Origin of the sequence: Pseudaminobacter soli (ex Zhang et al. 2022), assembly GCF_014595955.1 — a bacterium.
Taxonomy (GTDB): Bacteria; Pseudomonadota; Alphaproteobacteria; order Rhizobiales; family Rhizobiaceae; genus Kumtagia; species Kumtagia pseudosoli.
The window spans coordinates 20338-43481 of record NZ_JABVCF010000012.1 but is presented as its reverse complement, the minus strand read 5'-3'; the positions used below and the strand labels follow the sequence as shown (position 1 = coordinate 43481).

The window sequence follows — 23144 nt, the reverse complement described above, 5'->3', positions numbered from 1 at the left end:
CCTCTTGAAATTTGGAACGTTCTAAATTAGGGGAGTTGCAACATCGGAGAACGCCCATGAAGAACAGCATCAGGCTGCCCGCGGCGGATGGGCGGATCAGCGAATACGAGCTGACCGGCGTTCCCCTTCAGCCCCCTTCCGGGGTGCCTCAGTTCAACCGCATCGCCTATGCCGCGGCTCACGTCGTCTCCGATCCATTCAAGGACACGAACCCGTGGGGCGTCCCTGCACTCGACTGGGACGCCACAATGGCGTTTCGCCATCATCTCTGGCGCCTGGGCTTCAAAATCGCGGAGGCGATGGACACTTCGCAGCGGTCGATGGGCCTGGATTGGGCCGGTGCGCAGGAGCTAATTCGCCGCTCGCTTGCCGAGGCGCGTACAGTTCCTGGCGCCGACCTCGCCTGCGGGGCAGGGACCGATCAGCTCGATCCCGCCGCGGCCAAAAGCCTGGACGATGTGATCAGCGCCTATGAGGAGCAGGTCGAGTTCGTCGAGAAGCATGGCGGCCGCGCGATCATGATGGCCAGCCGCGCCCTGGCGCGCGTGGCGAAGTCGCCCGACGACTACGCCAAGGTCTATGGCCGCATTCTCGGCCAAGCCAGGGACAAGGTGGTCCTGCACTGGCTGGGCGACATGTTCGATCCGCAGCTCGCCGGCTATTGGGGCAGCAACGACTTCGATGCCGCGCTGGACACCGTGCTCGACATAATCGAGGCCAACGCCGACAAGGTCGAGGGCATAAAATTCTCGCTGCTCGACAACGCCAAGGAGGTCCGGCTGCGCGACCGCCTGCCGGAGGGGGTGCTCTGCTTCACCGGCGACGACTTCAACTATGCCGAACTGATCGAGGGTGACGGCAGGCGCCACAGCCATGCGCTGCTCGGCATCTTCGATGCCGTCGCGCCTTCGGCCGCCAAGGCGCTGGCCTCTTTGGCCAATGAGGACACTTCGACCTTCCGGTCCGTCATCGAGCCGACCGTTCCATTGTCGCGAAAAATCTTCGAGGCGCCGACGCAGTTCTATAAGGCCGGCGTCGTCTTCCTGGCCTGGCTCAACGGCCACCAGGAGCACTTTTCCATGCTCGGCGGCATGCAGTCGGCCCGCGGCATCGCCCATTATGCCGACGTCTTCCGGCTGGCCGACAAGGCCAATGTGCTCGACAAGCCGGAGCTCGCCGTGGCGCGCATGAAGGCGTTTCTGTCGGTCTACGGCATCGACTGAGCCGCCGCCTGGCGCCATGCAGCCGTCATCGGAGCGGAGCTCGCGGAGTGGCGCCTGCCCGCAAGCTGGCCGCATACGATCCGGCTCTTGGCTGAGCCATGCGCCGTGCTGCCCTGATAGGTCGCGCTTCATGGAGAAGGGCGCGACACTATGAAATCATCCACCGATGGGACAGTGGCTCGCTCGCTGGCCGCCCTCCTGCTCGGCGGTGTCGTGATCGGCCTTTCACCGATTTTCGTCAGGCTCTCCGAAATAGGTCCGGTCTCGACCGCGGTTTGGCGCGTTATGCTGGCCCTGCTGCCGCTGCTGGCATTGAAGGCCGCCCTGCCGTCGAAGGGCGGGAGCCATGACGGGCCCCGATCGCTCCGTGACATGGGCTGGCTGGCCTTCCCCGGAGTCATGCTCGCGGGCGACCTGATCGCATGGCATATTTCGATCCAGCTCACATCCGTCGCAAATGCCTCCCTCCTGGCCAATCTGGCACCGATCTTTGTGACCCTCGCCAGTTGGCTCCTGTTCGGCAGCCTCGTTTCCCGGAAATTCCTGATGGGCCTTGCCCTGGCTGTCGGGGGCGTGTTCATTCTCAACAGCGGTGCCGGCTCCGGCCCTGGCGCGCCCTCCGGCGGTGATGCGCTGGCCGTCCTCGCTTCGATTTTCTACGCCGGCTACGTGCTGTCGCTCTCGCGGTTGCGTGGCCGCTATTCGACACTCACGACAATGCTGTGGAGTTCGGCGTCGGCGGCGCTGTGCATGCTGCCTGTCGCTCTCGTCTGGGAGCCGAATTTCTGGCCGGTCACCGCCTCCGCATGGATGGTGGTCCTTGCGCTGGGCTGGATCTGCCATACCGGAGGGCAGGGGCTCATCATCTATGCGCTGGCGCTGCTGCCGGCCTCCTTCTCCTCGCTCACTTTGCTGATCCAGCCGGTGGTGGCGGCCTGTGCCGCGTGGCTGCTGCTGAACGAGCCGCTGGGGCCGGCGCAGATCGTCGGCGGCGTGGTCGTGCTCTTGGGTATCCTGGTGGCGAGGCGGGGCTGACGACCGGGAACCGAAGGGTTCTGCTTGGAGCGCGTTGACCCTCCTCCGAGACCTCGGACGCTCCGGCCAGCGGCAGCATGGTCAAATAAAGCCGCTCGTGTCGCTCACGCTGATCCAGGCTGGCGTCGGCGACTACGAGGTGGAGATCGAAGCTGAGGTGGAAATACCAAATGGAAGGCCGCGCCAGCCTGGCCGGCGCGGCAAGGAATGGGAAAGGATTTGCCCCCGAAGGGAGCTTAGGCCGGCGATCGCCTGATCGCTCTTCCGATCGCAATCAAGATGCAGGCGCCGATAAAGCCCGCGATGAGATAGCCGATCCACCCGGTCAGTGTAACGCCGATGAGGCTGAGCAGGGCGTTGGCGATGACGGCCCCGACAATGCCGAGGATGATGTTCATCAAAAGGCCTTGATTGGACTTCATGAACATCTCGGCGAGCCAGCCGGCAATACCGCCGATGATGATGGCTGCGATCCAGCCGACTTGAGCGTCTTCCATCGTTCTCTCCTTTGGTCGCGCTGAGTTGTCGCAGCGCCGGTCAGGCAATTGAACGCACGAAGTACTCTAGGGTTGCCTTTCCCCGCCGCCGCGAATCGCGGTCGAAGGGACTAGCAAGTCACCGTATCATATCGCGGTTCAGCCATCCACCAGGGGGTAACGCAACGGAAACTGTCCACGGGCGCGACGCTCAGAGCAAAGGCGACCGAGTCAAGCCAACCGCTTGACCATGAACACCGAGGATGTGGGAAGCTCTGGGTCTGCAAGCGCCACGTACTCCAGCCGCTCGTAGAATCGCGCCGCAGCCTTGTTTGCAGGGCTCACGTCGAGGAACAGGCCGGTCGAACCGGCGGCCGCGAGCCGCTCCTCCAGAAATCCCATGCATCGCCTGCCGATGTCCTTTCCGCGCGCCTCCGGCAAGAGGTCGATATGGCCGTGCGAGGGGTAGGGAGGCAGTGCGGGCGGGATATCGAGCGCCGGATGGTGGATCATGCGCCGCGCCCAGTCGCTGCCTTTCCAGCGTGCCGGATCGGATCCCGGATCTCGGACCCGCGCCTGCAGGGCCGGATACCATTCGGCGGCGAGCCTCGCGTTGAAGGCCCCCGTGTCGCGCGCGCCGAAGAGATAGCCGGCGACGCCGTTCGATCCCTCGATCACAAAGGCCAGGTCCGGCTCGAGCACCTGGTAGGGGACGGCATAGATCATCCCCATCAACTCGGGATCGTCCTCGCGGGCAGTAGCGTCCTGCCCGGCCGCGCCGGTCTTCAGGCACACGATGCAGAGCGCCGCATGGTCGGCGTCCGTGGCCCGCCGCAGCACAAAACCGTGGCCGAGGTCGAGGATCACTGTCGTTTCATCAGGGCGGGACGAGGCGGAAATCCTTGCCTTCCGGCAGAAGCTGCCCGCCGTCGACCACGATCGTGGTGCCGGTGATGTAGGCAGCGTCGTCCGAGGCTAGGAAGAGGAAGGCATTGGCCACGTCGCGCGGCGTGCCAAGCCGGCCGAGCGGGATCGATTCCTCCATGCCCTTGATGAATTCGGGACCGCGATGGAGTTGGATGGCTTCCGTCATGATGTTGCCCGGCTCGACGCCATTGACCGTGATGCCATAGCCGGAGAACTCGAGCGCGGCCGACCGGATAAGGCCGTTGATGCCCGCCTTGGTCGCGGAGTAGTGCCCGTGGCCCGGGCTGGTGACATGCGGGCCGGTGATCGACGAGGTGAACAGCATGCTCCCCGAGCGTTGCGCCTTCATCGGCACGAGCGCTGCACGCGCCGCGTTGAACGATCCGCGAAGGTTGACAGCCATCACGCGATCCCAGTCTTCCGGGCTGGTGTTCTCGATCAGTTGCCAGGGATAGATGCCTGCATTCTGGACGATGATGTCGAGGCGCCCGTACTTGTTGAGGGCGAGTGCGACTGCTGCCTCCGCATCCGCCATCTTTGAGATGTCGGTGTGGATGAAGAGGGCGCCGAACTCCTTCGCGGTTGCCTGCCCAGCCTCGTCCTCGCTGTCGGCGAGCACCAGCCGCGCTCCCTCCTCGGCGAAGCGCTGTGCGATTCCCTTGCCGATGCCGCGCGCCGCGCCGATGATCAGCGCGACCTTGTCCTGTATGCGTCCAGCCATTTTCTCCTCAGGCAAGTCTTTGGCGGATGGTTTGTTTCAATGTGTCGAGCAGCACCGCGGCGAGCACCAGCAGGCCGTGGATCACCTGCGTGAAATTGGCCGGCAGGCCCATCAGGTTGATGGCGGTGTTGATCGAGGACAGCAGCAGCACGCCGGCATAGACGCCGGGCAGCGAGCCGACGCCGCCCTTCAGGCTGACGCCGCCGATGACGACCGCCGCAAAGGCGTTGAAGAGCAGGCCGACGCCGAGATTGGCGGTGGCGCCGGATGTGCGGATGGTGAGCAGCCAGCCCGCCAGACCCGCCGTTGCACCCGCCAGCGCGAAGGCGATGATCAGGTTGCGCGTGACCCGGATGCCGGCGCGGTAGGTGGCGGTCTCGTTACCGCCGATCATCACGAGGTGGCGGCCGAACGGCGTCCTGGCCATGAACCAGGAGAACAGCACGAAGCAGCCGATGGCGATCCAGGCGGTGAGCGGCAGGCCGAGCACCCGCTGGATGCCGAACCAGCGAATGGCCGGGGCGAGGTCCTGGGCGGAGCGGCCGCCGGACACGGCGACGACGAGGCCGCGGACCCAGATGTAGGACGCAAGCGTGATGATGAAGGCGTTCATCCGCGCCTTGACGACCAGCACGCCGTTGAACAGCCCGATCAGGGAACCCACGGCGATCGCGATCAGCAGCGAGACCGGCACCATCAGCCACTCCGGGTGCAACTGGAAGCCGTAGCCGATGCCGGCCGAGCAGAACAGAATGCCGACCGTCATGGCGGAGAGCGCGGCGACCGATTCCACCGACAGGTCCATGTGGCCGGTGATGATGACCAGCGCCAATCCGATCGACATGACGCCGAGTACGCTGGAGGCCTCGATGATGTTGGCGAAGATGCCGAGCTGGAAATAGTTCGGGATGAACAGCGAGAAGATCGCCAGCACGAACAGCAGCATGAACCAGACGAGATTGTCGAGGACGAACTCGAGCGTGCGGCGGGTATGGGGGGTCATGGGCTCTCTGGAGTGGCGAACTGAATATCTGTTCTGGATTGCGTAGTCGCGAAGCGCAGGCGCTGCCCCTCACTGCCCTGCCGGGCATCTCTCCCCGCTTGCGGGGAGAGAGAACTCGCTTCGTCGTTGGCGCAAAACCTTCTACGTCCGCGATTGGCGAAGGTCTCGGCGCCGAGCGTCCCTCTCCCACGGGCGAGAGGATGCCGGCCGGCAGGTGAGGGGCTTGCCCCGCGCCTGCCCTTAGCCGAAACGCTTTACTCCACCGACTTCACGGTATCCGTCGGCGGCTTCATGTTGCCCCAGAAGGCGGGGTTGTCGACGTTGCTCTTGTCGATCGCAGCGCCCGGGATCTTGATGTTCGGTCCCCAGGACTCGGTCGTCAGCGTGCTCTTGAGACCGATCACGTCATATTCGCCGTCCTTGATCTCCTGCTTGTTGACGATCTTGTCCATGAACATCGCCACCGCGGCGGCCTGCGCGTAGAGCGGCTGCTCCACTTCGACGTTCAGCCAGCCCTTGCGGATCAGGTCGAGGCCGACGGGTGCGCCGTTCGAGCTCATCATCATGATGTCGCCGGGCTTCTTGCCGGCGGCCTCGAGTGAGGCGACGGCAGCGACCGAAAGGTGCGCGGCATGGTTGAAGATCAGGTCGATGTCGGGATTGGCGAGCAGCTGGTCGGCAACGATCGTGCCGGCGTTGCTCGCCTCCCACTGCATGGCCGGATGCGAGACGATGGTGACGTCCGGGAACTCCTTCATCTTCTCCTCGAACCCCTTCTGGATGTCGAGCGTGTAGGGGTCGCCGGGGTCGCCGAGCACCTGCAGGATCTTGCCCTTGACCGAGCCGTTCTTCTCCGTGAGCAGCTTCTGGGCCTGCTCGGCCGCGATGTGGCCGATCTCGATCGTGCCCGCCACGGAGGTGAAGTCGGACGGCGTCGAGGTGATCTGGCGGTCGAACTGCACGACCGGAATGCCGGCGGCACGCGCGGATTCGACGGACGGCTTCAGCGCATTGAAGTCGACCGCCGCCAGAATGATCGCCGCGGGCTTCAGCGCGATCACGTCGTTCATCTGGCTCTGTTGGGCGTCCGTCTTGTTGTCGGCGTTGAGCGTCTTCATCTCGTAGCCGACCTGCTTCAGGAACATCTCGAGCGCGCTCACCGAGCCCGTCTGGAACTCGTCCAGCAGCGTCGGGACCAAGTAGTAGACCGTCCCTTTGGTTTGCGCGAATGCAGGCGTCAGCATGGCCATGGCCATTGCCAGCACGCCTAAGGCGGCCAGGACTATTCGTTTCATATCGTTCTCTCCTCTTGTACCGGACCCCTCTTTTGCCCTTCTGCCGCCGGTCCGGCGCCGGCGAGCGTTTCTCCGGTGATCATGCCGATCACCGCGTCTGGGCTTGTTCTGTTCGTTGGCACATCGCCCGCCACCACGCCCTGGCGGATCACCACGATCCGGTCGGCGACCTGAAAAGCCTGCTGCATGATGTGGGTGATGATGATGACGCCGATGCCCTGCCGGGCCACCTGGCGGATCATGTCGAGGCCGCGCCGGGTCTGCTCGACCCCGAGCGCCGCAAACGGCTCGTCCAGCAGCACCAGCTTGCCGCCCCAATGGACGAAGCGGTTGAGCTCGATCGCCTGGCGCTGTCCGCCGGAGAGATGCTCCACCTTGGTGCGCAGCGACGGGATGCGGGTGCCGGCATTGGCGAGCGCGTTTCCGACCACCTGCTCCATCGCCGTTTCGTCGAGCACGGGGATGCCGAGCACCTTTCGCGTGATCTCGCGGCCCATGAAGAAATTGGCGACGACGTCGACATTGGTGCAGAGCGACAGGTCCTGATAGACCGTCTCGATGCCTGCCGCCTTCGCCTCGGCGGGGGTCCTGGCCAAAAACTCCTTCCCTTCGAAGAGCATGCGCCCCGAACTGGGCTCCAGTCCGCCGGCGATGATCTTCACCAGGGTCGACTTGCCGGCGCCGTTGTCGCCGAGCAGCGCCACCACCTCGCCCCTGCCGATGGAGAAGCTGACGCCCTTCAGGGCGTGGATCGCCCCGTAGTTCTTGGTGATGTTGTCGAGGACCAGCAAGGGTTCGCTCATGCCGCCATTCCCCTTGCGCTCGAAATGTCCCGTTCGGCGGCGAACATCCGGCCGAAGCGTGGCGACAGCGCCCCCGAGACGACCAGCGCGGCGGCCCCGCGCAGCACCGAATGCTGCCCGCCCGATGCCACCATGACCCGTGGCATGACGCGATCGCGCCGCGCCGATACCGAGTTCGGCAGGTCACCGCCGAGTTCCGCCAGCCGATCCAGCAGACCAGCGGGTGCGAGCCCGCCGAGAATGATCGACTGCGGATCGTAGAGGTTTTCTATTGTGATGATGGCATTGCGGAAGATCGGTGCGATCCGGGTCAGCCATTCGTCTTCGCTCGTCCCGCTGCGGCCGAGCGCGTCGAGCGAGACATAGCGCTCCAGGCAACCGCGGTTCCCGCATGGGCAGGGCTCCCCGTCCGGCACGACGGGAATGTGCCCGATCTCGCCGGCATTGCCCCAAGATCCGCGCAGCACCGCGCCGTCATGGACGAAAGCACCGCCCAGTCCGACGCCGAAGTAGAGGTAGTAATAGTCGGAAAACTGCGTGCCGTAGCCGTAGAGCTGTTCGCCAAGGGCGGAGGTCGCCATGTCGGTGTCGAGGAAGGCGGGAAGGTCGGTCGCCTCCGCCAACCGCTCCGTGATCGCGACGGACTCCCAGCCCGCCATGGTGGTCGGGCCGATGAAGCTCATCGATTCCACGCCGAACGGACCGGGCAGCGCCATTCCGACGCCGAGAATACGACCGCCGGGCTTCGAGCGGGTGAGTTCGGAAGTGAGGGAGCGTATCAGGGCGAAGGCCCGATCAGGCGTGGCACCCGGCGCCTCGCGGCGCGCGCTTTCGACCACGTCGCCGCCGAGATTGACCAGCGCGGCGTCGATGCCGAGCGGCGTCAGGTGGATGCCGACCGCGTAGCCGCCTTCCGGATTGAGGCGGAGCGTCGCTGGCGGCAGGCCGCGCCCCCTCGGCTCGTCGCGCGCCGAAAGCACGTAGCCCTGTTCTTCCAACTCGCGCACGATGGTGGAGACGGTCTGCACCGTGAGGCCGACGCGGCCAGCAATATCGCCGCGCGTGGTGGGCCCGTGCAGCCTTATCGACTCGAGCACGATGCGCCGGTTGTACGGCCGCCCGAACTCCTGGTTGGTCCCCCTCAGCGGCATCTCGTCCGCGCTCCTCTTGGAATGAGAGTTGCACCGGGCAAGTATTCTGTCAAATGGAATTCAGAAATGCGGCTGTTGGCTCGCTGGGGCTTTGTCCGTCGAGCGTCAGCCGCCTCCTGCGTCAGCGGTTGACGTCGACTACGATGCGGCCGCGCACCTTTCCCTCGATCAGTTGCTGGGCGGTCGGGATGACCTCGTCCAGCCCGATCTCCGTGGCGATTGCTTCGAGCTGATCCAGGTCCAGTTCGGCAGCGAGCCGCTCCCAGGCCTTCAGCCGCCTGGGCATCGGGCATTGGACGCTGTCGACCCCTGCAAGTGTCACTCCGCGCAGGATGAACGGAGCGACGCTGCCGGGGAAGTCGAGGCTCTGCGCCATGCCGCAGGCCGCGACCACGCCGCCGTAGCGGGTTGCCGCGCAGGCATTCGCCAGCGTGGCGCCGCCGACGGTGTCGATGACCCCGGCCCAGCGTTCCTTCGCGAGCGGTTTTCCGGGTTGTGACAGCGTCGCCCGGTCGATGATTTCCGCAGCGCCGAGTAATTTCAGATAGTCCGCCTCGCTTGTTTTTCCGGTCGAGGCGACGACGGTGTAGCCGCGCTTGGCGAGCAGCGAGATCGCGATGCTGCCGACGCCGCCGGACGCGCCGGTGACGAGGATTTCGCCGCCGCCGGGCTCAACGCCATGATCCTCCAGCGCCATGACGCAGAGCATCGAGGTATAGCCGGCCGTGCCGATCGCCATGGCCTGACGCGTGGTGAGAGGGGCGGGAAGGGGGATGAGCCAGTCCGCCTTGACGCGGGCCAGTTGCGACAGGCCGCCCCAATGGGTCTCGCCGACGCCCCAGCCGTTGAGCACGACCCGGTCGCCCGGCCCGAAGTCACCGCTGGCGCTTTCCCGCACCGTCCCGGCAAAATCGATCCCGGTGACCAGCGGGAATATACGCGCGATCGGCGCCTTGCCGGTGATGGCCAGTCCGTCCTTGTAATTTATCGTCGAATGGTCGATCGCCACCAGCACATCGCCCTCGGGCAGCGTGCTTTCGTCCAGCTCTTCCTTCGCGACGCGGTAGCCGCTCTCGTCCTTGCGGATCACGATGGCGTTGAAGGACATGATCGTCTCCCTGTTCGGTTCGGCCCCGGCATGACGAGGGCAGGCTGCCGGCCCGGCGCGTACGACGCTTCTCCGGTCAGTCCAGAAGCAGGCGAAGCTTGCCCGAGCATGATTGCCGCGACAAGCCTACAGCTTTTCAATACGTGCTCTGCGGAAGGTGAGGTCGGTTCCGCCTCTTCCGCTTGCGAAGGGAGGGCCTAGTTCTAACGTGCTGTTGCTGCTCCGCACAGGAGACGGGAACGGGTCTGAAACAAGGAATGCGTATGACGAGCACTGACTGGGTGCGGGGCCTGCGACTGTCCTCGCTGCTTCGGAAAGGGAGGGATGAGATAGGCCTCATCGCGTCCGTCCTCGCCGTTGCCGCCCTCCTGCTCTGCTTCGGTCTGATTGCCGAGGAGGTTATCGAGGGCGATGCGAGCCGCCTCGACGCGACGATCATGCATCTTTTCCGCAGCGCCGGAAATCCAGGCAGCCCGATCGGTCCGCCTTGGTTGCAAGAGATGGCGCGGGATGTGACCTCTCTGGGAAGTTTTGCATTCCTCGGCTTTCTCACGCTCGCTGCATGCGGCTACTTGCTGTTGATCAAGAAGCGCGCGCTCGCCCTGCTGATGGCGGTCGCCGTCGTCGGCGGGCAAGTGCTCAACACCTCCCTCAAGATCATCTTCGAGCGCCCCCGGCCGGACATCGACACCACCGTTCGCGTATTCACAGCGAGTTTCCCGAGCGGTCATGCGATGATGTCGGCGGTCACGTTCCTGACCCTTGGCGCCCTCATTGCCAGGGCCAATGCCGATCGGCGCATCAAGATCTACTTCATCTCGATCGCGGTGTTCCTGACGATCGTTACCGGGCTGAGCCGCGTCTATCTCGGCGTGCACTATCCCACCGACGTGCTGGCCGGATGGTGCACCGGGGCGGCCTGGGCGATCCTCTGCTGGACGGTGGCGCTCTTGCTGCAGCGCCACGGAGAAGTCGAGCCGGAAGGCACCGAACCGCCCGATGTGAAATCGGGCCACGGCTGAGCGGCTGCGCGGCTCCATCGAGGTCTTGGAGAGGCTCTCAAGTTGTTGTCTCGCCGACGCCGATTGTCGATTTCGGCACTTGGCCTTGCGGCTGGCCTTGGCTAGGCAGGTCGAACAGACGGCGACTTGGGACTGACTTGCCCGCGCCGGTGGAGGGGGGCGGACAGGGTGCTTTTCAGTCGCTACGTTGGCCATCTCGGCCATTCTCGGCAGGTGTCGCATGGCTAGGCGCGCCAGCAGCCTCAGCGCAGAGCGCGAGGAGCGGCTGAGCGCACGCCGGGTGACGAAGGACGCCTGGTCGCTCTGCCGCAATCCGTTTCCACCGCTCGAGGTCGTCGACGAGGGCGGGCTGGAGCGCATCGAGGCGACAGCGCTCCGGATCCTCGAAGAACTGGGCCTGGAGTTCCAGAATGCGCGGGCACTGCAGATCCTGGCAGCCAACGGCGCGGAGGTCGACTTCGAAACGCAGATGGTGCGCTTCGATCGAGCCCTGGTGAAGGAACTCGTGGGCAAGGCGCCGTCGCAATTCACGCTGCACGCGCGCAACCCCGAGAGGGATATCGTCATCGGCGGCAACTCGATCGTTTTCGCTCCTGTCGCAGGTCCGCCGAACTGCTCCGACCTGGACCGCGGTCGCCGGCCCGGCACGTCGCAGGACTTGATCGACCTCATCAAGCTGCACCATACGCTGAACATGGTGCACACCGCCGGCGGAACCGTCGAGCCGCAGGATCTGCCGGTGGAGAGCCGGCATCTCGACTTCTGCTATAACCTGTCGACCCTCAGCGATCGGGTGTGGGGCGCCCGCGCGATCGGACGCACGCGCATCGAAGATGCGCTGGACATACTTGCGATTGTCCGGGGCACTGACCGCGACGGCCTCGCCGAGCGGCCCGGCCTCTTCAGCGTCATCAATGTCAACTCGCCGCGCCGCGTCGACGCGGAGCTGCTCAACGGCCTGATGGCGATGTCGGAGGCCAATCAGGCTGTCATCGTCACGCCGTTCACCCTCGCCGGCGCCATGAGCCCGGTGACGATCGCCGGGGCACTGGCGCAGCAGACGGCCGAGGCGCTGGCCGTCATCGCCTTCACGCAGATGGTACGGCCCGGGGCGCCGGTCATCTTCGGCGGCTTCACCTCGAACGTGGACATGAAGTCGGGTGCGCCGGCCTTCGGCACGCCGGAATATGCCAACGCCGTCCTGGTCGGCGGCCAGCTCGCGCGACGCTGGAAGCTCCCTTACCGCACGAGCAATGTGACCTCGTCCAATGCCGTCGACGCGCAGGCGGTAATGGAGTCGTCGATGTCGCTGTGGGCGGCGGTTCTCGCGCATGGCAACTTCATCTACCATTCTACCGGCTGGCTCGAGGGCGGGCTGACCACCTCGTTCGAGAAGGTGATTGTCGACGCCGACATGATTGGCGGAATACGTGCCTGGTTGAATCCGCTCGATCTCTCGGACGATGCCCTGGCCTTCGATGCCATAGCCGCGACGCCCCCGGGCGGTCATTTCTTCGGCGCCGACCATACTCTTGCCCGATTCAAGACGGCCTTTCACCCGCCACTGCTCGCCGATCTTCGTCCTCACGATACTTGGCGGCTGGACGGCGGCAAGACGGCAACCGAGAGGGCGAACGAGCGCTGGAAAACACAGCTCGCATCCTACGAGCAGCCGGCTCTGGAGCCGGATCGCAAGGAGGCGCTGGACGCGTTCGTGGCCAGGCGCTGCCTTGAAATCGAGGCGAGGGGACTGACGTCTTGATTGCACATGAGCCGCGGCCGGTTGCGGGGAGCATGGCGCCCCGCCAGGATGCGGCTGCATCACGCCTGCACGGCTGAGAGCAAGCCAGGGAACATGGGAGATTTCGGAAGCATCATGGATACGATTAGCAAGACCCGTCCGATCCGCATCATCCGCCACGCGGAAATTCCGCTTTCCGACGGGGTCGTGCTCTCGGCGCAGATCTGGCTGCCGGTCGATGCCGAGCAGAATCCGGTTCCGGCGATCCTTGAATATCTGCCCTACCGCAAGCGCGACGGCACGGCCGATCGCGATGCGCTGAACCATCCCTATGTTGCCGAGCACGGCTATGCCTGCGTGCGCGTCGACATGCGCGGGGCGGGCGATTCCGAAGGCGTTCTGCTCGGCGAGTACCTGAAGCAGGAGCAGGACGACGCGCTCGAAGTTCTGAAATGGATCGAAAAGCAGCCCTGGTCGACCGGCCGCGTCGGCATGATCGGCATCTCCTGGGGCGGCTTCAACGGGCTGCAGGTCGCGGCGCGGCGGCCGAAACAACTCAAGGCGGTGATCTCGCTCTGCTCGACCGACGACCGCTACAATGACGACGTCCATTTCATGGGCGGCTGCTTGCTGGTCGACAAGTTCTCCTGGGGCTCGTCCATGTTCGGCATCGCGCCGACGCCGCCGGATCCGGCGCTGGTCGGCGACAAGTGGCGCGATCTGTGGATGGGCCGGCTGGAGCAGGGCGGACTTTATCTCGAGGAGTGGCACCGCCGCCAGCGCCGCGACGAGTTCTACCAGCACGGTTCGGTCTGCGAGGATTACGGCGCGATCGAATGCCCGGTCTATCTCGTCGGTGGATGGATGGACGGCTACACCAACCCGATCTTCCGCATGCTCGAGCACCTGAAGTGCCCACGCAAGGGCCTCGTCGGCCCATGGGCGCACAAGTATCCGAACTTCGCCCAGCCCGGTCCGCAGATCGGCTTCCTGCAGGAATGCCTGCGCTGGTGGGACAAGTGGCTGAAGGACGTCGAGACCGGCATCATGGACGAGCCCATGCTGCGCAGCTACGTCCAGGATACGGCGCCGCCGCGCACACATTATGCGGAGCGTTCCGGCCGCTGGGTCGCGGGCCCGTTCTGGCCGAGCCCGTCGATCTCTCCGCGCAGCCTGAAGCTCAGCTACGGACGTCTGTCCGACCAGCCGGGCGCGGCAGACGAGCGCCTCACCATCTCCTCGCCGCAGACGGTCGGCCTGGCGGCCGGCAAGTGGTGTGCCTATGGCGTCGAGGCGGACGAGCCGGACGACCAGCGCATCGAGGCGGGCGGATCGCTCGTATTCGACAGCGAGGTGATCGCCGAGCCGTACGATCTCCTCGGTGCGCCGGTGGTGAAGCTCCGGATCGCCGCTGACCGGCCCAACGCCTTCGTCTGCGCGGTCCTCTCCGAGGTTCTGCCGGACGGCAGCGCGACGCGGCTGACCTACGGCCTGCTCAACCTCACCCACCGCGACGGCCATGTCGACCTGAAGCCGGTCGAGCCCGGCACGTTCTACGACATCGCGATCAAGCTTAACGATTGCGGCGAGCGTCTCGGCAAGGGCAGCCGTCTGCGGCTCGCCATCTCCTCGTCATACTGGCCGATCGTCTGGCCGTCGCCGGAGAAGACGATGCTGACCATTGCGACGGCGGGCAGCTCGCTCGAACTCCCGGTGCGCACACCGAGCCCGGCCGACGCCGAACTCAAGCCATTCGAGCCGGCGGTCAACGGCCCGGCGCTCAAGAAGACCGAACTGCGCAAGCCGCACAGCCACTACACGATCACCAAGGACATTCGCAGCGGCGAGGTGGTGATGGAGCGCGTCGGCGACAGCGGCAAGCACCGCATCGACGACATCGACTGGCAGGTTGGCGAGTTTTCCAAGCGTACCTACGCCATTCACCCCGACGACCCGCTTTCGGCACGGGCCGAGAGTAGCTTCCGCAAGGAGTACGGCCGCGATGGACTCGATCTGGCAGTCGCGGGCCGCCTGCAGATGACCGTGACGGAAACGAAATTCCAGTTCGAAGGCCATCTCGAGGCATGGGAGAACGGAAAGAAGGCGTTCGACCGCAATTACCGCTTCGACGTGCCGCGCGACCACGTGTAACGTTGCGCGAACGGTAAGATGGGCTGAATTCTGTTGTAATGGCCCGGCGCACGAAGCATGCTGGGCCAATAACCCAAAGTAGGGGACGAGTATGTTGGGAACCAAGTTGACGCGCCGCCAGGCGCTGGGGGCGATGGCTGCGGCCGGCCTGAGCGCCGGTCTTTATCCGAAGGTTGCGCTGTCGCAGGACGGCAAGATCCTGAAGGTCCGCTCTTACGGCGACATCACGGGTCTCGATCCGGCCTTCCGCAGCGGTGCGCCGGAAGACGACGTCATGCGCAACATCTTCCCCGGCCTCGCGACGATGGGCCCCGGCACCGAGTGGAAGTGGCAGCTCGACAGCGCCGTGAAGCTTGAGCAGACCGACCCGACGCACATCGCCTTCACGCTGATGGACGGCCTGAAGTGGTCGGATGGCGAGCCGGTCACCGCCGATGACGTAAAGTACTCGTTCGAGCGCTTCCTCGATCCCAAGCTGGAGGCTGTCTACAAGGGCGATTGGGAAGCCCTGGACCACGTCGAGGTCATCGACGAGAAATCCGGCGTCATCGTCCTCAAGGAGGCGTTCCCGCCGCTTTGGAACGTCGGCCTGGTGTACGGCTCCGGCCGCATCATCCCGCGCAAGGCGACCGAAGCAATGGGTGGAAGGTTCGAGAACACTCCGCCGGCCCAGTGCGGACGCTATTTCATCAAGGAATGGCTGCCGAAGCAGCGCCTGGTGCTGGCGAAGAACCCGGACTGGCCGGGCGAGCCCGGCGCCTTCGAAGAGATCCACATCAGGCCGATCGACGACGAGAAGACCGGCGAACTGGCGCTGGAGTCGGGCGACATCGACTACACCTGGCTCAGCGTCTCCTCGATCCCTCGCTATCGGCAGACGCCGCCTAAAGGTGGCAAGATCGAGGTGCGGCCGTCGCTCGCCTATGTCTGGCTCGGCATGAACCAGGAGATGAAGCCCTTCGACCAGCCGGAGGTGCGCAGGGCCGTCCAGCACGCCATCGACGTGCCGACGGTGCTGGAGGCCGCCTATTTCGGCGCCGCGACGCCGGCGACCGGCCTGATCGCGCCGGGCCTCCTGGGTCATCGCGCGAAGAACATCTATGGCTACGACCCGGACAAGGCGCGCGAGTTCCTCGCTCAGGCAGGCCTTCAGGGCGGCTTCGAATGCACGATCGACATCCTCAACAAGGCCGAACGCATCGCGGCGGCCCAAGCGGTGCAGGCCAACCTCGCCGAGGTCGGCATCAACGCCACCATCCGCCAGTACGACTCCGGCACCTTCTGGACGATCGGCGACGAAAAGGCCGGCGACATCTGGAAGACCATCGGCATCCAGATCAACCGCTTCTCGATGCAGCCCGATCCCAGCTTCGCCACCGACTGGTTCACGCCCGAGCAGATCGGCATCTGGAACTGGGAGCGCTGGAACAACCCCGAGTATGGCGAACTCAACAAGAAGGCCAAGGTCGAGACCGACACCGCCAAGCGCCACGACATGTACGTCAAGATGCAGGACCTCATGGAGGAGTCCGGCTCCTACGTGTTCCTGACGCACGAGGCGGTCGGCATCGGCTACAGCGACAAGATCGCGCCGGCGCTGATGCCGAACGGCACGCCGATCTTCTACGGGTTCAAGCCTGCCTGACCGGATGATCCCTTCTGACAGACCGGCCCGCCGCAAGGCGGGCCGTCCCGACCCGAGTAGACTCGTATGCTGAGTTATGGCCTGCGCCGCCTTGGCCTTGCCGCCGTCATTACGGCCTTGGCGCTGATCATCCTCATCTCGATGATCCAGATGATCCCGGGCGACCCGGCGGCGGTGCTGCTCGGACCGCTCGCCACGCCGGAGACGCGCGAGGCGTTCAGGGTTCAGATGGGGCTCGACCAGCCTGCCGTCGTGCAGATCGCGCGTTTCTTCGGCCGCGTGCTGACCGGTGATCTCGGCACCGACGTGCTGACTAAGCGCCCGGTTCTGACCACGGTGATGGAGCAGATGCCGTTCACGCTGTGGCTGATCTTTTTCAGCATCGGCTGGTCGGCCGCCCTCGGCATCCCGCTCGGCTGCTGGTCGGCGATCTCGCGTGGCTCCTGGGCCGACCGGATCATCGGCATCCTGTCGGTCGGCACCATCGCGCTGCCGTCCTTCGTCGTGGCAATCTATGGCCTGCTGCTGTTCTCGGTGGCGCTCGGCTGGTTCCCGACGATCGGCGCCGGCGAGCCGGGCGATCCCCTCGACCAGCTCTGGCACCTAGTGCTTCCCTCGCTCGCCGTTGGGCTCGGCTGGGTCGGCTACCTTGCCCGCATGGTACGCGCCTCCATGCTCGAAGTGCTGTCGGAGAACCACATCCGAATGGCGCGCGCCTTCGGGCTGAAAGAAGCCACGATCACCTACCGCTATGCCCTCAAGATCGCCATCATCCCGACGGTGGTGCTGCTCGGCATCGGCGTGGGCAATATGATCTCCGGTGCGGTCTTCGCCGAGATCGTCTTCGCCCGCCCCGGCGTCGGCCGGCTGATCTTCGATGCCATCGCCACCCGCAACTATCCCGTGGTCATGGGTGGGGTGATGATCACCACAATCTTCTACGTCCTGTCGACGCTCTGCGCCGACCTCTTCGCAGCCTGGTTGGATCCCCGTGTCCGCACAAGCCTTTAACGATCCCGTGGCGGTAGCCGCCCCGGCGCCGTCCAGCAGCGGCTGGCGGGTGCTGCGTTCGGCCATCACCGATCCGCTCGGCGCACTGGGCCTTTCCCTGGTCCTGTTGATCGTGCTCGGCGCGCTGCTCGCCGACTTTTCTCCATACCTGCCTTCGAAGATGGCGATGCCGGCCAGGTTCGCGCCGCCGAGCTTCGAGCATCTGCTCGGCGCCGACCATCTCGGCAGGGACCTTTTCACGCGCGTGCTGCATGGGGCGCGGATTGCCTTGGGTGTCGCGCTGGTCGCGACGGGCATATCGCTCGTTGGGGGTCTCATCCTCGGCATGGCCGCGGGCTATGGACCGCGCTGGTTGGATTCTGTGCTGCTGCTCGTATTCGACGCGCTGCGCTCCTTCCCGACGGTGATGCTGGCGTTGGCCCTGGTGACGCTGACCGGACCCAGCCTCTATGCCGTCGTGGCGGTCGTGGTGATCGCCACGCTGCCGGGCTATGGGCGTGTCATCCGGGCCCAGACCATGGCGCTAAAGAGCGCGGAATTCGTGCTCGCCGCCCGCGCGCTCGGCGCCTCGGCGCCGCGCATCCTGCTGGTCGACGTCATGCCGAACCTCATCGGCCCGCTGCTGATCCTGGTTTCCATGGACATTCCGGTGGTGATCACGATCGAGGCGGGTATGAGTTTCCTCGGCCTGGGAGTGCGGCCGCCGACCCCCTCCTGGGGCACGATCCTGAATGACGGCTACTCCTTCATCCGCGAGAGCCCCTGGCCGGCGATCGCCGGCGGCCTGCCGATCGTGATCGCGACGCTTGGCTTCACTTTCCTCGGCGAAGCGTTGCGCGACCGCTTCGATCCGCGCCTGCGAAAGGACGGCTGATGGCGGACGATATCCTCGACATCAGCGGCCTCAGCGTCGATTTCCGGACACCGGGCGGCACGCTCCACGCACTGCGCGACGTCAATCTGTCGGTGAAGCGCGGTTCGGTGCTGGGCATCGTGGGCGAATCCGGCTGCGGCAAGTCGACCCTGATCAACACCGTCATAGGGCTGCTGCCGAGCAACGCCCGCGTCGCCGGTGGCGAGGTCCGCTTCGACGGCCGCGACATGCTGAAGATGACGCCTGGACAACTCCAGGACCTCCGCGGACAGCGCATGACCGCCGTGTTCCAGGATCCGATGACGGCCTTGAACCCGGTGCTGACGATCGGCCAGCAGATGGTGGCGATCCAATACCGCTCCGGCGCCAGCACGCGCGAGAAGCGGCGCCGTGCCGCCGAGTACCTTGCAAAGGTGCGCATACCCGATCCGGAGCCGCGGCTTGGGCAGTATCCGCACCAGTTCTCCGGCGGCATGCGCCAGCGCATCTGCATCGCCATGGCGCTGCTCGCCGAGCCGGACCTGATGATCGCCGACGAGCCGACCACCGCGCTCGACGCCACCCTGGAACTCGAGGTGATCGCGCTGTTGAAGGACCTGCAGCGCGAAGTCGGCTGCGCGGTGCTGTTCATCTCGCACCATCTCGGCGCCATCGCCCAGCTCTGCGACGACGTGGCGATCATGTATGCCGGCGAGGTGGTGGAACGCGGCACCGTGCGCGAGATTTTTCACGATGCCCGCCATCCCTATACGCGGGCGCTGCTCACCTGCGATCCCGGTCGCATCCGCGAGGCGACGCGGCGGCTTCCGACCATTCCCGGCTCTATCCCCGACCTGCGCCGGCTGCCGGAGGGCTGCATCTTCCGGCCGCGCTGTCCCGAGCGCTTCGAGCGCTGCGCCGAGCACCCGGGCGACCGCCGCATCACCGAGACGCAGTTCGCCGCCTGCCACAAGGCGCTCGATCTTGCGCCGCTCGAGAGGATTGAAGCGTGAGCGCGCTGCTAGAGATCGACGACCTCATCGTCCGCTTTCGGCACCCAGGCTCGATGCTCGACCGACTGCGGGGCAGGGGGCGGCAGGACATCGAGGCCGTCGCCGGTGTTTCGCTCAGGGTCGAGCAGGGGAGCACCTATGCGCTGGTCGGCGAGTCCGGCTCCGGCAAGTCGACGCTGGCGCGCGCAATCGTGGGGCTGGTGGCGGTGGCCGGCGGTTCGATCCGCTTCGAAGGCCGGACGATCGCTTCGGCCGGCCAGAGCGACCTTCGGGCCGTGCGGCGCGACATCGCCATCATGTTCCAGGACCCGATCGGCTCGCTCAGCCCGCGCCGTAGTGTCCGCTCGATCCTGTCCGAGCCGTTCAAGGTCCACGGCGTCGATGCGGATCTCTCACAGGAGGTTGCAAGGCTTCTTACACAGGTCGGGCTCTCGCCAGACTTCGCCGACCGCTTTCCGCACCAGCTTTCCGGCGGGCAGGCCCGCCGCGTCGGCGTGGCACGGGCGCTGGCACTGCGGCCGAAACTCGTCATCGCCGACGAGCCCACCGCTGGCCTCGACGTGTCGGTGCAGGGCGAACTCTTGAACCTCATGAATGACCTGCAGGCAAAGCTGGGCGTCGCCTTCCTGATGATCACCCACAACCTGCACGTGGTGCGCCATGTCGCCGACCGCATGGGGGTGATGTATCTCGGGCGCCTGGTGGAGGAGGGGGCGACGGGTCCCATCTTCGAGCAGCCCCGCCACCGCTACACCCAGGCGCTCCTCGCCGCCAATTCCGAGCCGGACCCGGATGCGGACGTGCAAAGGCTCCCAATCCGCGGCGAGGTGCCCAGCCTCATCGCCCGGCCGAGCGGCTGCGAGTTTCATCCCCGCTGCGGTTTTGCGCTCGACATCTGCAAGACGAAACTGCCGGAGTTGACTGGAGCGGACGGCATTCGCGCCTTCCGGTGCCACAATCCGGCGGGTGTGAAGACAGCGGAGACGGTACCAGAGCCGGCCTGATCGGCCTCGATGGAGCCGCCTCACTCCGTCCGTCCATTTCCACGGGCGAGGGGACTTCTCGAGCAGACCTGAGCAACCGCGGCATGTGAGATTGGCCGGTCTGAATGGCTTCCTGCCGCTTGCCGGACGCTGTCGACCTCAGATCACTACGAAATCCGCGTTCGTAAGGCTGAGGTTCGCGGTAAGCGTGGCGAAGTGCACGCCTGCCGCCGCGCCGGCGCCGTCCGCATCGTAGAAGAGCTTGCCCGTGTCGGCCTCATAGATGATGCGATCGCTTGCATCGCCCGCCCGCCCGGTGGTGTTTGCGCGGAAGGCAGCCGCGGCTAAAGTACCGGTCGCCGTTAACGCCCTGAAAATCGCGTTCTCCAACTGGATCGTGTCGTCGACCACCGAGAAGTCCGTGATCTTGTCGATGTTGCCCGGGCCTAGGGCCGTATCGAAGCGGAAGATGTCCTTTCCGCCCAGTCCGGTCAGGGTGTCGCTTCCGCCTTTGCCGTTGATGATGTTGGCGCCGGCATTGCCGACGATCTTCTGGGCGAACTCGTTGCCGGTGAGGTTGATGGCTGCGGTGCCGGTGTTCGAAGTGGTGCGCAGCGTCTCGACCTCGGCTCCGCCAGCCAATCTGTAGCTGACGCTCGCCATCACCGTGTCCACGCCGCCGCCCACGGCCTCGACCACCTTGTCCCCTGCATTGTCTGCGTAGTAGGTGTCGTTGCCGGCCAATCCCTGCATCGCATCGGCGCCGCCCTTGCCGTTGATAATGTTGGCGCCGGCGTTGCCGATAATCTTCTGGGCGAACTCGTTGCCGGTGAGATTGATGGCTGCGGTGCCGCCGTTGGACGCAGTGCGCAGCGTCTCGAGCTCAACACCCGAGGCCAACGCGTAGCTTACATTGGTCATTACGGTATCGGTGCCGCCGCCGGCTGCTTCAACCACTTTGTCTTTCGCGTTGTCGACGTAGTAGGTGTCGTTGCCGGCCAATCCCTGCATCGTATCGGCGCCACCCTTGCCGTCGATGATATTGGCGCCGGCGTTGCCGATGATCGTCTGGGCGAACTCATTGCCGGTGAGATTGATGGCTGCGGTGTCGCCATTGGACGTGGTGCGTAGCGTCTCAACCTCGACCCCGGCAGACAATTTGTAGCTGACACTGGTCCTCACCGTGTCCGTGCCGCCGCCCGCTGCCTCGATTACCTCGTCCCCCGCATTGTCGACGTAATATGTGTCGTTCCCGGTGCCGCCTGCCAGGGTGTCGTTGCCCGTGCCCCCATTTAGCGTGTCATCGCCAGCGCCCCCCTCAAGGATATCGTTGCCGCCAGCGCCCCTTAGCGTGTCGTCGAAAAGCGACCCTCCAAAATAGTCGCCGTTGGCCGTTCCCGTGACGTCGATGCCGCCCTTGAAATCCACATATTCGACCCAGACGGAATAACCCGTCGCAACGCGGGTCGAGAAGTCGAATGTGCCGCCTGCTCCGAGGAGGTACAAAACCACTCTCTGCGCGTAGCTATTGCTGTTGATGATGCTCGAGAAAGCGGAAAGCTGAGCTAAGGTGGTGTAAACCTCGGTTGCGTCGAGCACTTCCACTCCGCTGAACCTGTAGTTGCCGAGATGGCTTGCCCGGACAGTGTCCGTCCCGCCGCCGCCATTCACGCTTCCGCCAAGGTCGCGGGCATTGCCGAGCTCGAACGTGTCGTTGCCTGCCCCGCCATTAAGCGTGTCGATGCCGCCCGATGAGCGGATCGTGTCGGCGCCGTCCCCGCCGTTCAGTGTGTCGTTGAACTTTGAGCCTCGAAGGTCGTCGCCTTGGGCGGAGCCTGTCATGTTCACGCCCGCAGTTAGCCCGCTGTCGCGTACGTAAACAGAATCCTTTCCCGTCACACGGTTCGAGAAATCGATCGTGCCGCCGGCGCCTCGGAGCTGAAACTGGATCTGGGTCTTGGTTGCAGTGTTGTCGATGATGTTCGAGAATGCGGAAAGCTGCGCCGCGGTCGTAGAAACGCTCTTGGTATCAAGCACCTCGACCGCGCTGAAGCCATAATTGCCGAGATGCGACGCGCGGACGGTATCTGTCCCGCTGCCGCCATTCACGCTTCCGCCGAGGCCACTCGCATTTCCGAACTCGAAGGTATCATCGCCTGTTCCCCCATTGAGCTTGTCCTTTCCGCCAGAGATGCGGATCATGTCCGCGCCGTCCCCGCCGTTCAGGATGTCGTCGTATGCGGACCCTGCAAGGTCGTCGCCGTTTTTGGAACCGGTGATCGTCACGCCGGCAGTTAGGAGGCCGTACCCATTGTCGCTGACATAGACGGAATCGCTGCCCGTGATGCGGGTCGAGAAGTCTATGGTGCCGCCGGCGCCCCGAAGATGGACGGTTATCCTTGTGGCCGCATGAGCGCTGTCGATGATACTTGAGAACGAGGAAAGCTGAGCCGCCGTGGCGAAGACGGAATATGTGTCGAGCACCTCGACGGAGGTGAAGCTGCAGGTGCCGAGATCTCCTGCAAGTACGATGTCCGTACCCGCGCCACCATCAAAGGTGCCGCTTGGGTCTTCAGCCGAGTTGAATTGAAAGTCGAAGACGTCATTGCCTTCACCGCCATAAATTGTATTTGTGCCATTCGCTATATAGAAAACATTGCTGCCCGCATTGCCGGTGAAAACATTGGTGCCGGCATCGCAGAAGATCTCTATCGGCGCTTGCCCTGTCAGCGTGATTCTGCTGACCCCACTGGCCCAAAGTTGGACATCGGTGACGCTTGCCGGCGCGTCGAACGTCAGATTGTCGACATTAACGAGAACCGACTCGTTTCCAGCGTAGCTTGAATCGACGAGGATGGTATCTCCAGGGGAGGCCGCTCTAACAATCGCATCCCAAATAGATGGGTAGTCTGAAGGTACTTTGATCGTCCGCACTATTAATCCTCTCCCCTCTTATCGCCTGGGTGCTCATATCGTTATCTCG

General features: G+C 64.8%; 20 protein-coding genes. 11 read left to right on the top strand and 9 right to left on the bottom strand.

The genetic code is table 11. The annotated features are described in order from the left end of the window. Positions 1-56: 56 nt before the first annotated feature. From HUI96_RS20920 to HUI96_RS20910, 3 genes are all read left to right on the top strand, one after another. Complete coding sequence (locus HUI96_RS20920) at positions 57-1223, top strand: dihydrodipicolinate synthase family protein (RefSeq protein ID WP_188256636.1); 1167 nt, start codon at positions 57-59, stop codon at positions 1221-1223. A 150-nt stretch (positions 1224-1373) separates the two neighbouring features. Continuing rightward, positions 1374-2258, top strand: coding sequence for a DMT family transporter (locus HUI96_RS20915; protein ID WP_425299257.1), 885 nt, complete (start codon positions 1374-1376; stop codon positions 2256-2258). Between the two features lie 34 nt (positions 2259-2292). Then, a complete protein-coding gene (locus HUI96_RS20910; protein WP_188256635.1) occupies positions 2293-2514 on the top strand; it encodes a hypothetical protein in 222 nt (73 codons plus the stop codon). Here HUI96_RS20910 and HUI96_RS20905 read toward each other — a convergent pair. The 8 genes from HUI96_RS20905 to HUI96_RS20870 all read right to left on the bottom strand — a co-directional run bounded on the left by HUI96_RS20905 (position 2495) and on the right by HUI96_RS20870 (position 9742). Further along, a complete protein-coding gene (locus tag HUI96_RS20905; protein WP_188256634.1) occupies positions 2495-2755 on the bottom strand; it encodes a GlsB/YeaQ/YmgE family stress response membrane protein in 261 nt (86 codons plus the stop codon). The two genes, HUI96_RS20910 and HUI96_RS20905, sit on opposite strands and share 20 nt — an antisense overlap. Positions 2756-2965: 210 nt before the next feature. Next, positions 2966-3601 carry a GNAT family N-acetyltransferase gene (locus tag HUI96_RS20900; protein ID WP_188256633.1) on the bottom strand — a complete coding sequence of 212 codons (636 nt, stop codon included), beginning with the start codon at positions 3599-3601 and terminating at the stop codon, positions 2966-2968. A 10-nt stretch (positions 3602-3611) separates the two neighbouring features. Next, the gene (locus HUI96_RS20895; protein WP_188256632.1) at positions 3612-4382 is read right to left on the bottom strand and encodes an SDR family NAD(P)-dependent oxidoreductase; all 771 of its coding nucleotides are present in this window, start codon (positions 4380-4382) and stop codon (positions 3612-3614) included. Positions 4383-4389: 7 nt separating this feature from the next. Further along, positions 4390-5385, bottom strand: coding sequence for an ABC transporter permease (locus HUI96_RS20890; RefSeq protein ID WP_188256631.1), 996 nt, complete (start codon positions 5383-5385; stop codon positions 4390-4392). 254 nt (positions 5386-5639) lie between these two features. Further along, positions 5640-6680 carry a sugar ABC transporter substrate-binding protein gene (locus HUI96_RS20885; RefSeq protein WP_188256630.1) on the bottom strand — a complete coding sequence of 347 codons (1041 nt, stop codon included), beginning with the start codon at positions 6678-6680 and terminating at the stop codon, positions 5640-5642. Then, complete coding sequence (locus tag HUI96_RS20880) at positions 6677-7483, bottom strand: ATP-binding cassette domain-containing protein (RefSeq protein ID WP_188256629.1); 807 nt, start codon at positions 7481-7483, stop codon at positions 6677-6679. Before HUI96_RS20880 ends, HUI96_RS20885 begins: the two co-directional genes overlap by 4 nt. Next, on the bottom strand, positions 7480-8634 hold the full coding sequence (locus tag HUI96_RS20875; protein ID WP_188256628.1) for an ROK family transcriptional regulator: 1155 nt from the start codon (positions 8632-8634) through the stop codon (positions 7480-7482). The genes HUI96_RS20880 and HUI96_RS20875 overlap by 4 nt, the downstream gene beginning before the upstream one ends. A 121-nt stretch (positions 8635-8755) precedes the next feature. Then, a complete protein-coding gene (locus tag HUI96_RS20870; RefSeq protein WP_188256627.1) occupies positions 8756-9742 on the bottom strand; it encodes an MDR family oxidoreductase in 987 nt (328 codons plus the stop codon). 263 nt (positions 9743-10005) lie between these two features. Here HUI96_RS20870 and HUI96_RS20865 point away from each other — a divergent pair, with 263 nt between their 5' ends. The 8 genes from HUI96_RS20865 to HUI96_RS20830 all read left to right on the top strand — a co-directional run bounded on the left by HUI96_RS20865 (position 10006) and on the right by HUI96_RS20830 (position 20182). After that, positions 10006-10764, top strand: a complete 759-nt coding sequence (locus tag HUI96_RS20865; RefSeq protein WP_188256626.1) for a phosphatase PAP2 family protein — start codon at positions 10006-10008, stop codon at positions 10762-10764. Positions 10765-10984: 220 nt separating this feature from the next. Further along, complete coding sequence (locus HUI96_RS20860; RefSeq protein WP_188256625.1) at positions 10985-12526, top strand: trimethylamine methyltransferase family protein; 1542 nt, start codon at positions 10985-10987, stop codon at positions 12524-12526. 114 nt (positions 12527-12640) lie between these two features. Beyond that, entirely contained in the window at positions 12641-14656 is a 2016-nt protein-coding gene (locus HUI96_RS20855; RefSeq protein WP_188256624.1) for a CocE/NonD family hydrolase, read from the top strand. Positions 14657-14747: 91 nt separating this feature from the next. Next, complete coding sequence (locus HUI96_RS20850) at positions 14748-16301, top strand: ABC transporter substrate-binding protein (protein ID WP_188256623.1); 1554 nt, start codon at positions 14748-14750, stop codon at positions 16299-16301. Between the two features lie 66 nt (positions 16302-16367). After that, a complete protein-coding gene (locus tag HUI96_RS20845) occupies positions 16368-17312 on the top strand; it encodes an ABC transporter permease (protein ID WP_188256622.1) in 945 nt (314 codons plus the stop codon). Beyond that, positions 17293-18186 carry an ABC transporter permease gene (locus HUI96_RS20840; RefSeq protein WP_337918516.1) on the top strand — a complete coding sequence of 298 codons (894 nt, stop codon included), beginning with the start codon at positions 17293-17295 and terminating at the stop codon, positions 18184-18186. Before HUI96_RS20845 ends, HUI96_RS20840 begins: the two co-directional genes overlap by 20 nt. Continuing rightward, a complete protein-coding gene (locus HUI96_RS20835; RefSeq protein ID WP_188256621.1) occupies positions 18186-19178 on the top strand; it encodes an ABC transporter ATP-binding protein in 993 nt (330 codons plus the stop codon). The genes HUI96_RS20840 and HUI96_RS20835 overlap by 1 nt, the downstream gene beginning before the upstream one ends. Then, positions 19175-20182 carry an ABC transporter ATP-binding protein gene (locus tag HUI96_RS20830; protein ID WP_337918513.1) on the top strand — a complete coding sequence of 336 codons (1008 nt, stop codon included), beginning with the start codon at positions 19175-19177 and terminating at the stop codon, positions 20180-20182. The genes HUI96_RS20835 and HUI96_RS20830 overlap by 4 nt, the downstream gene beginning before the upstream one ends. Before the next feature lie 138 nt (positions 20183-20320). Here the strand turns inward: HUI96_RS20830 and HUI96_RS20825 are convergent, their stop codons facing one another. Then, a complete protein-coding gene (locus HUI96_RS20825) occupies positions 20321-23095 on the bottom strand; it encodes a calcium-binding protein (protein WP_188256620.1) in 2775 nt (924 codons plus the stop codon). Between the last annotated feature and the right edge of the window lie 49 nt (positions 23096-23144).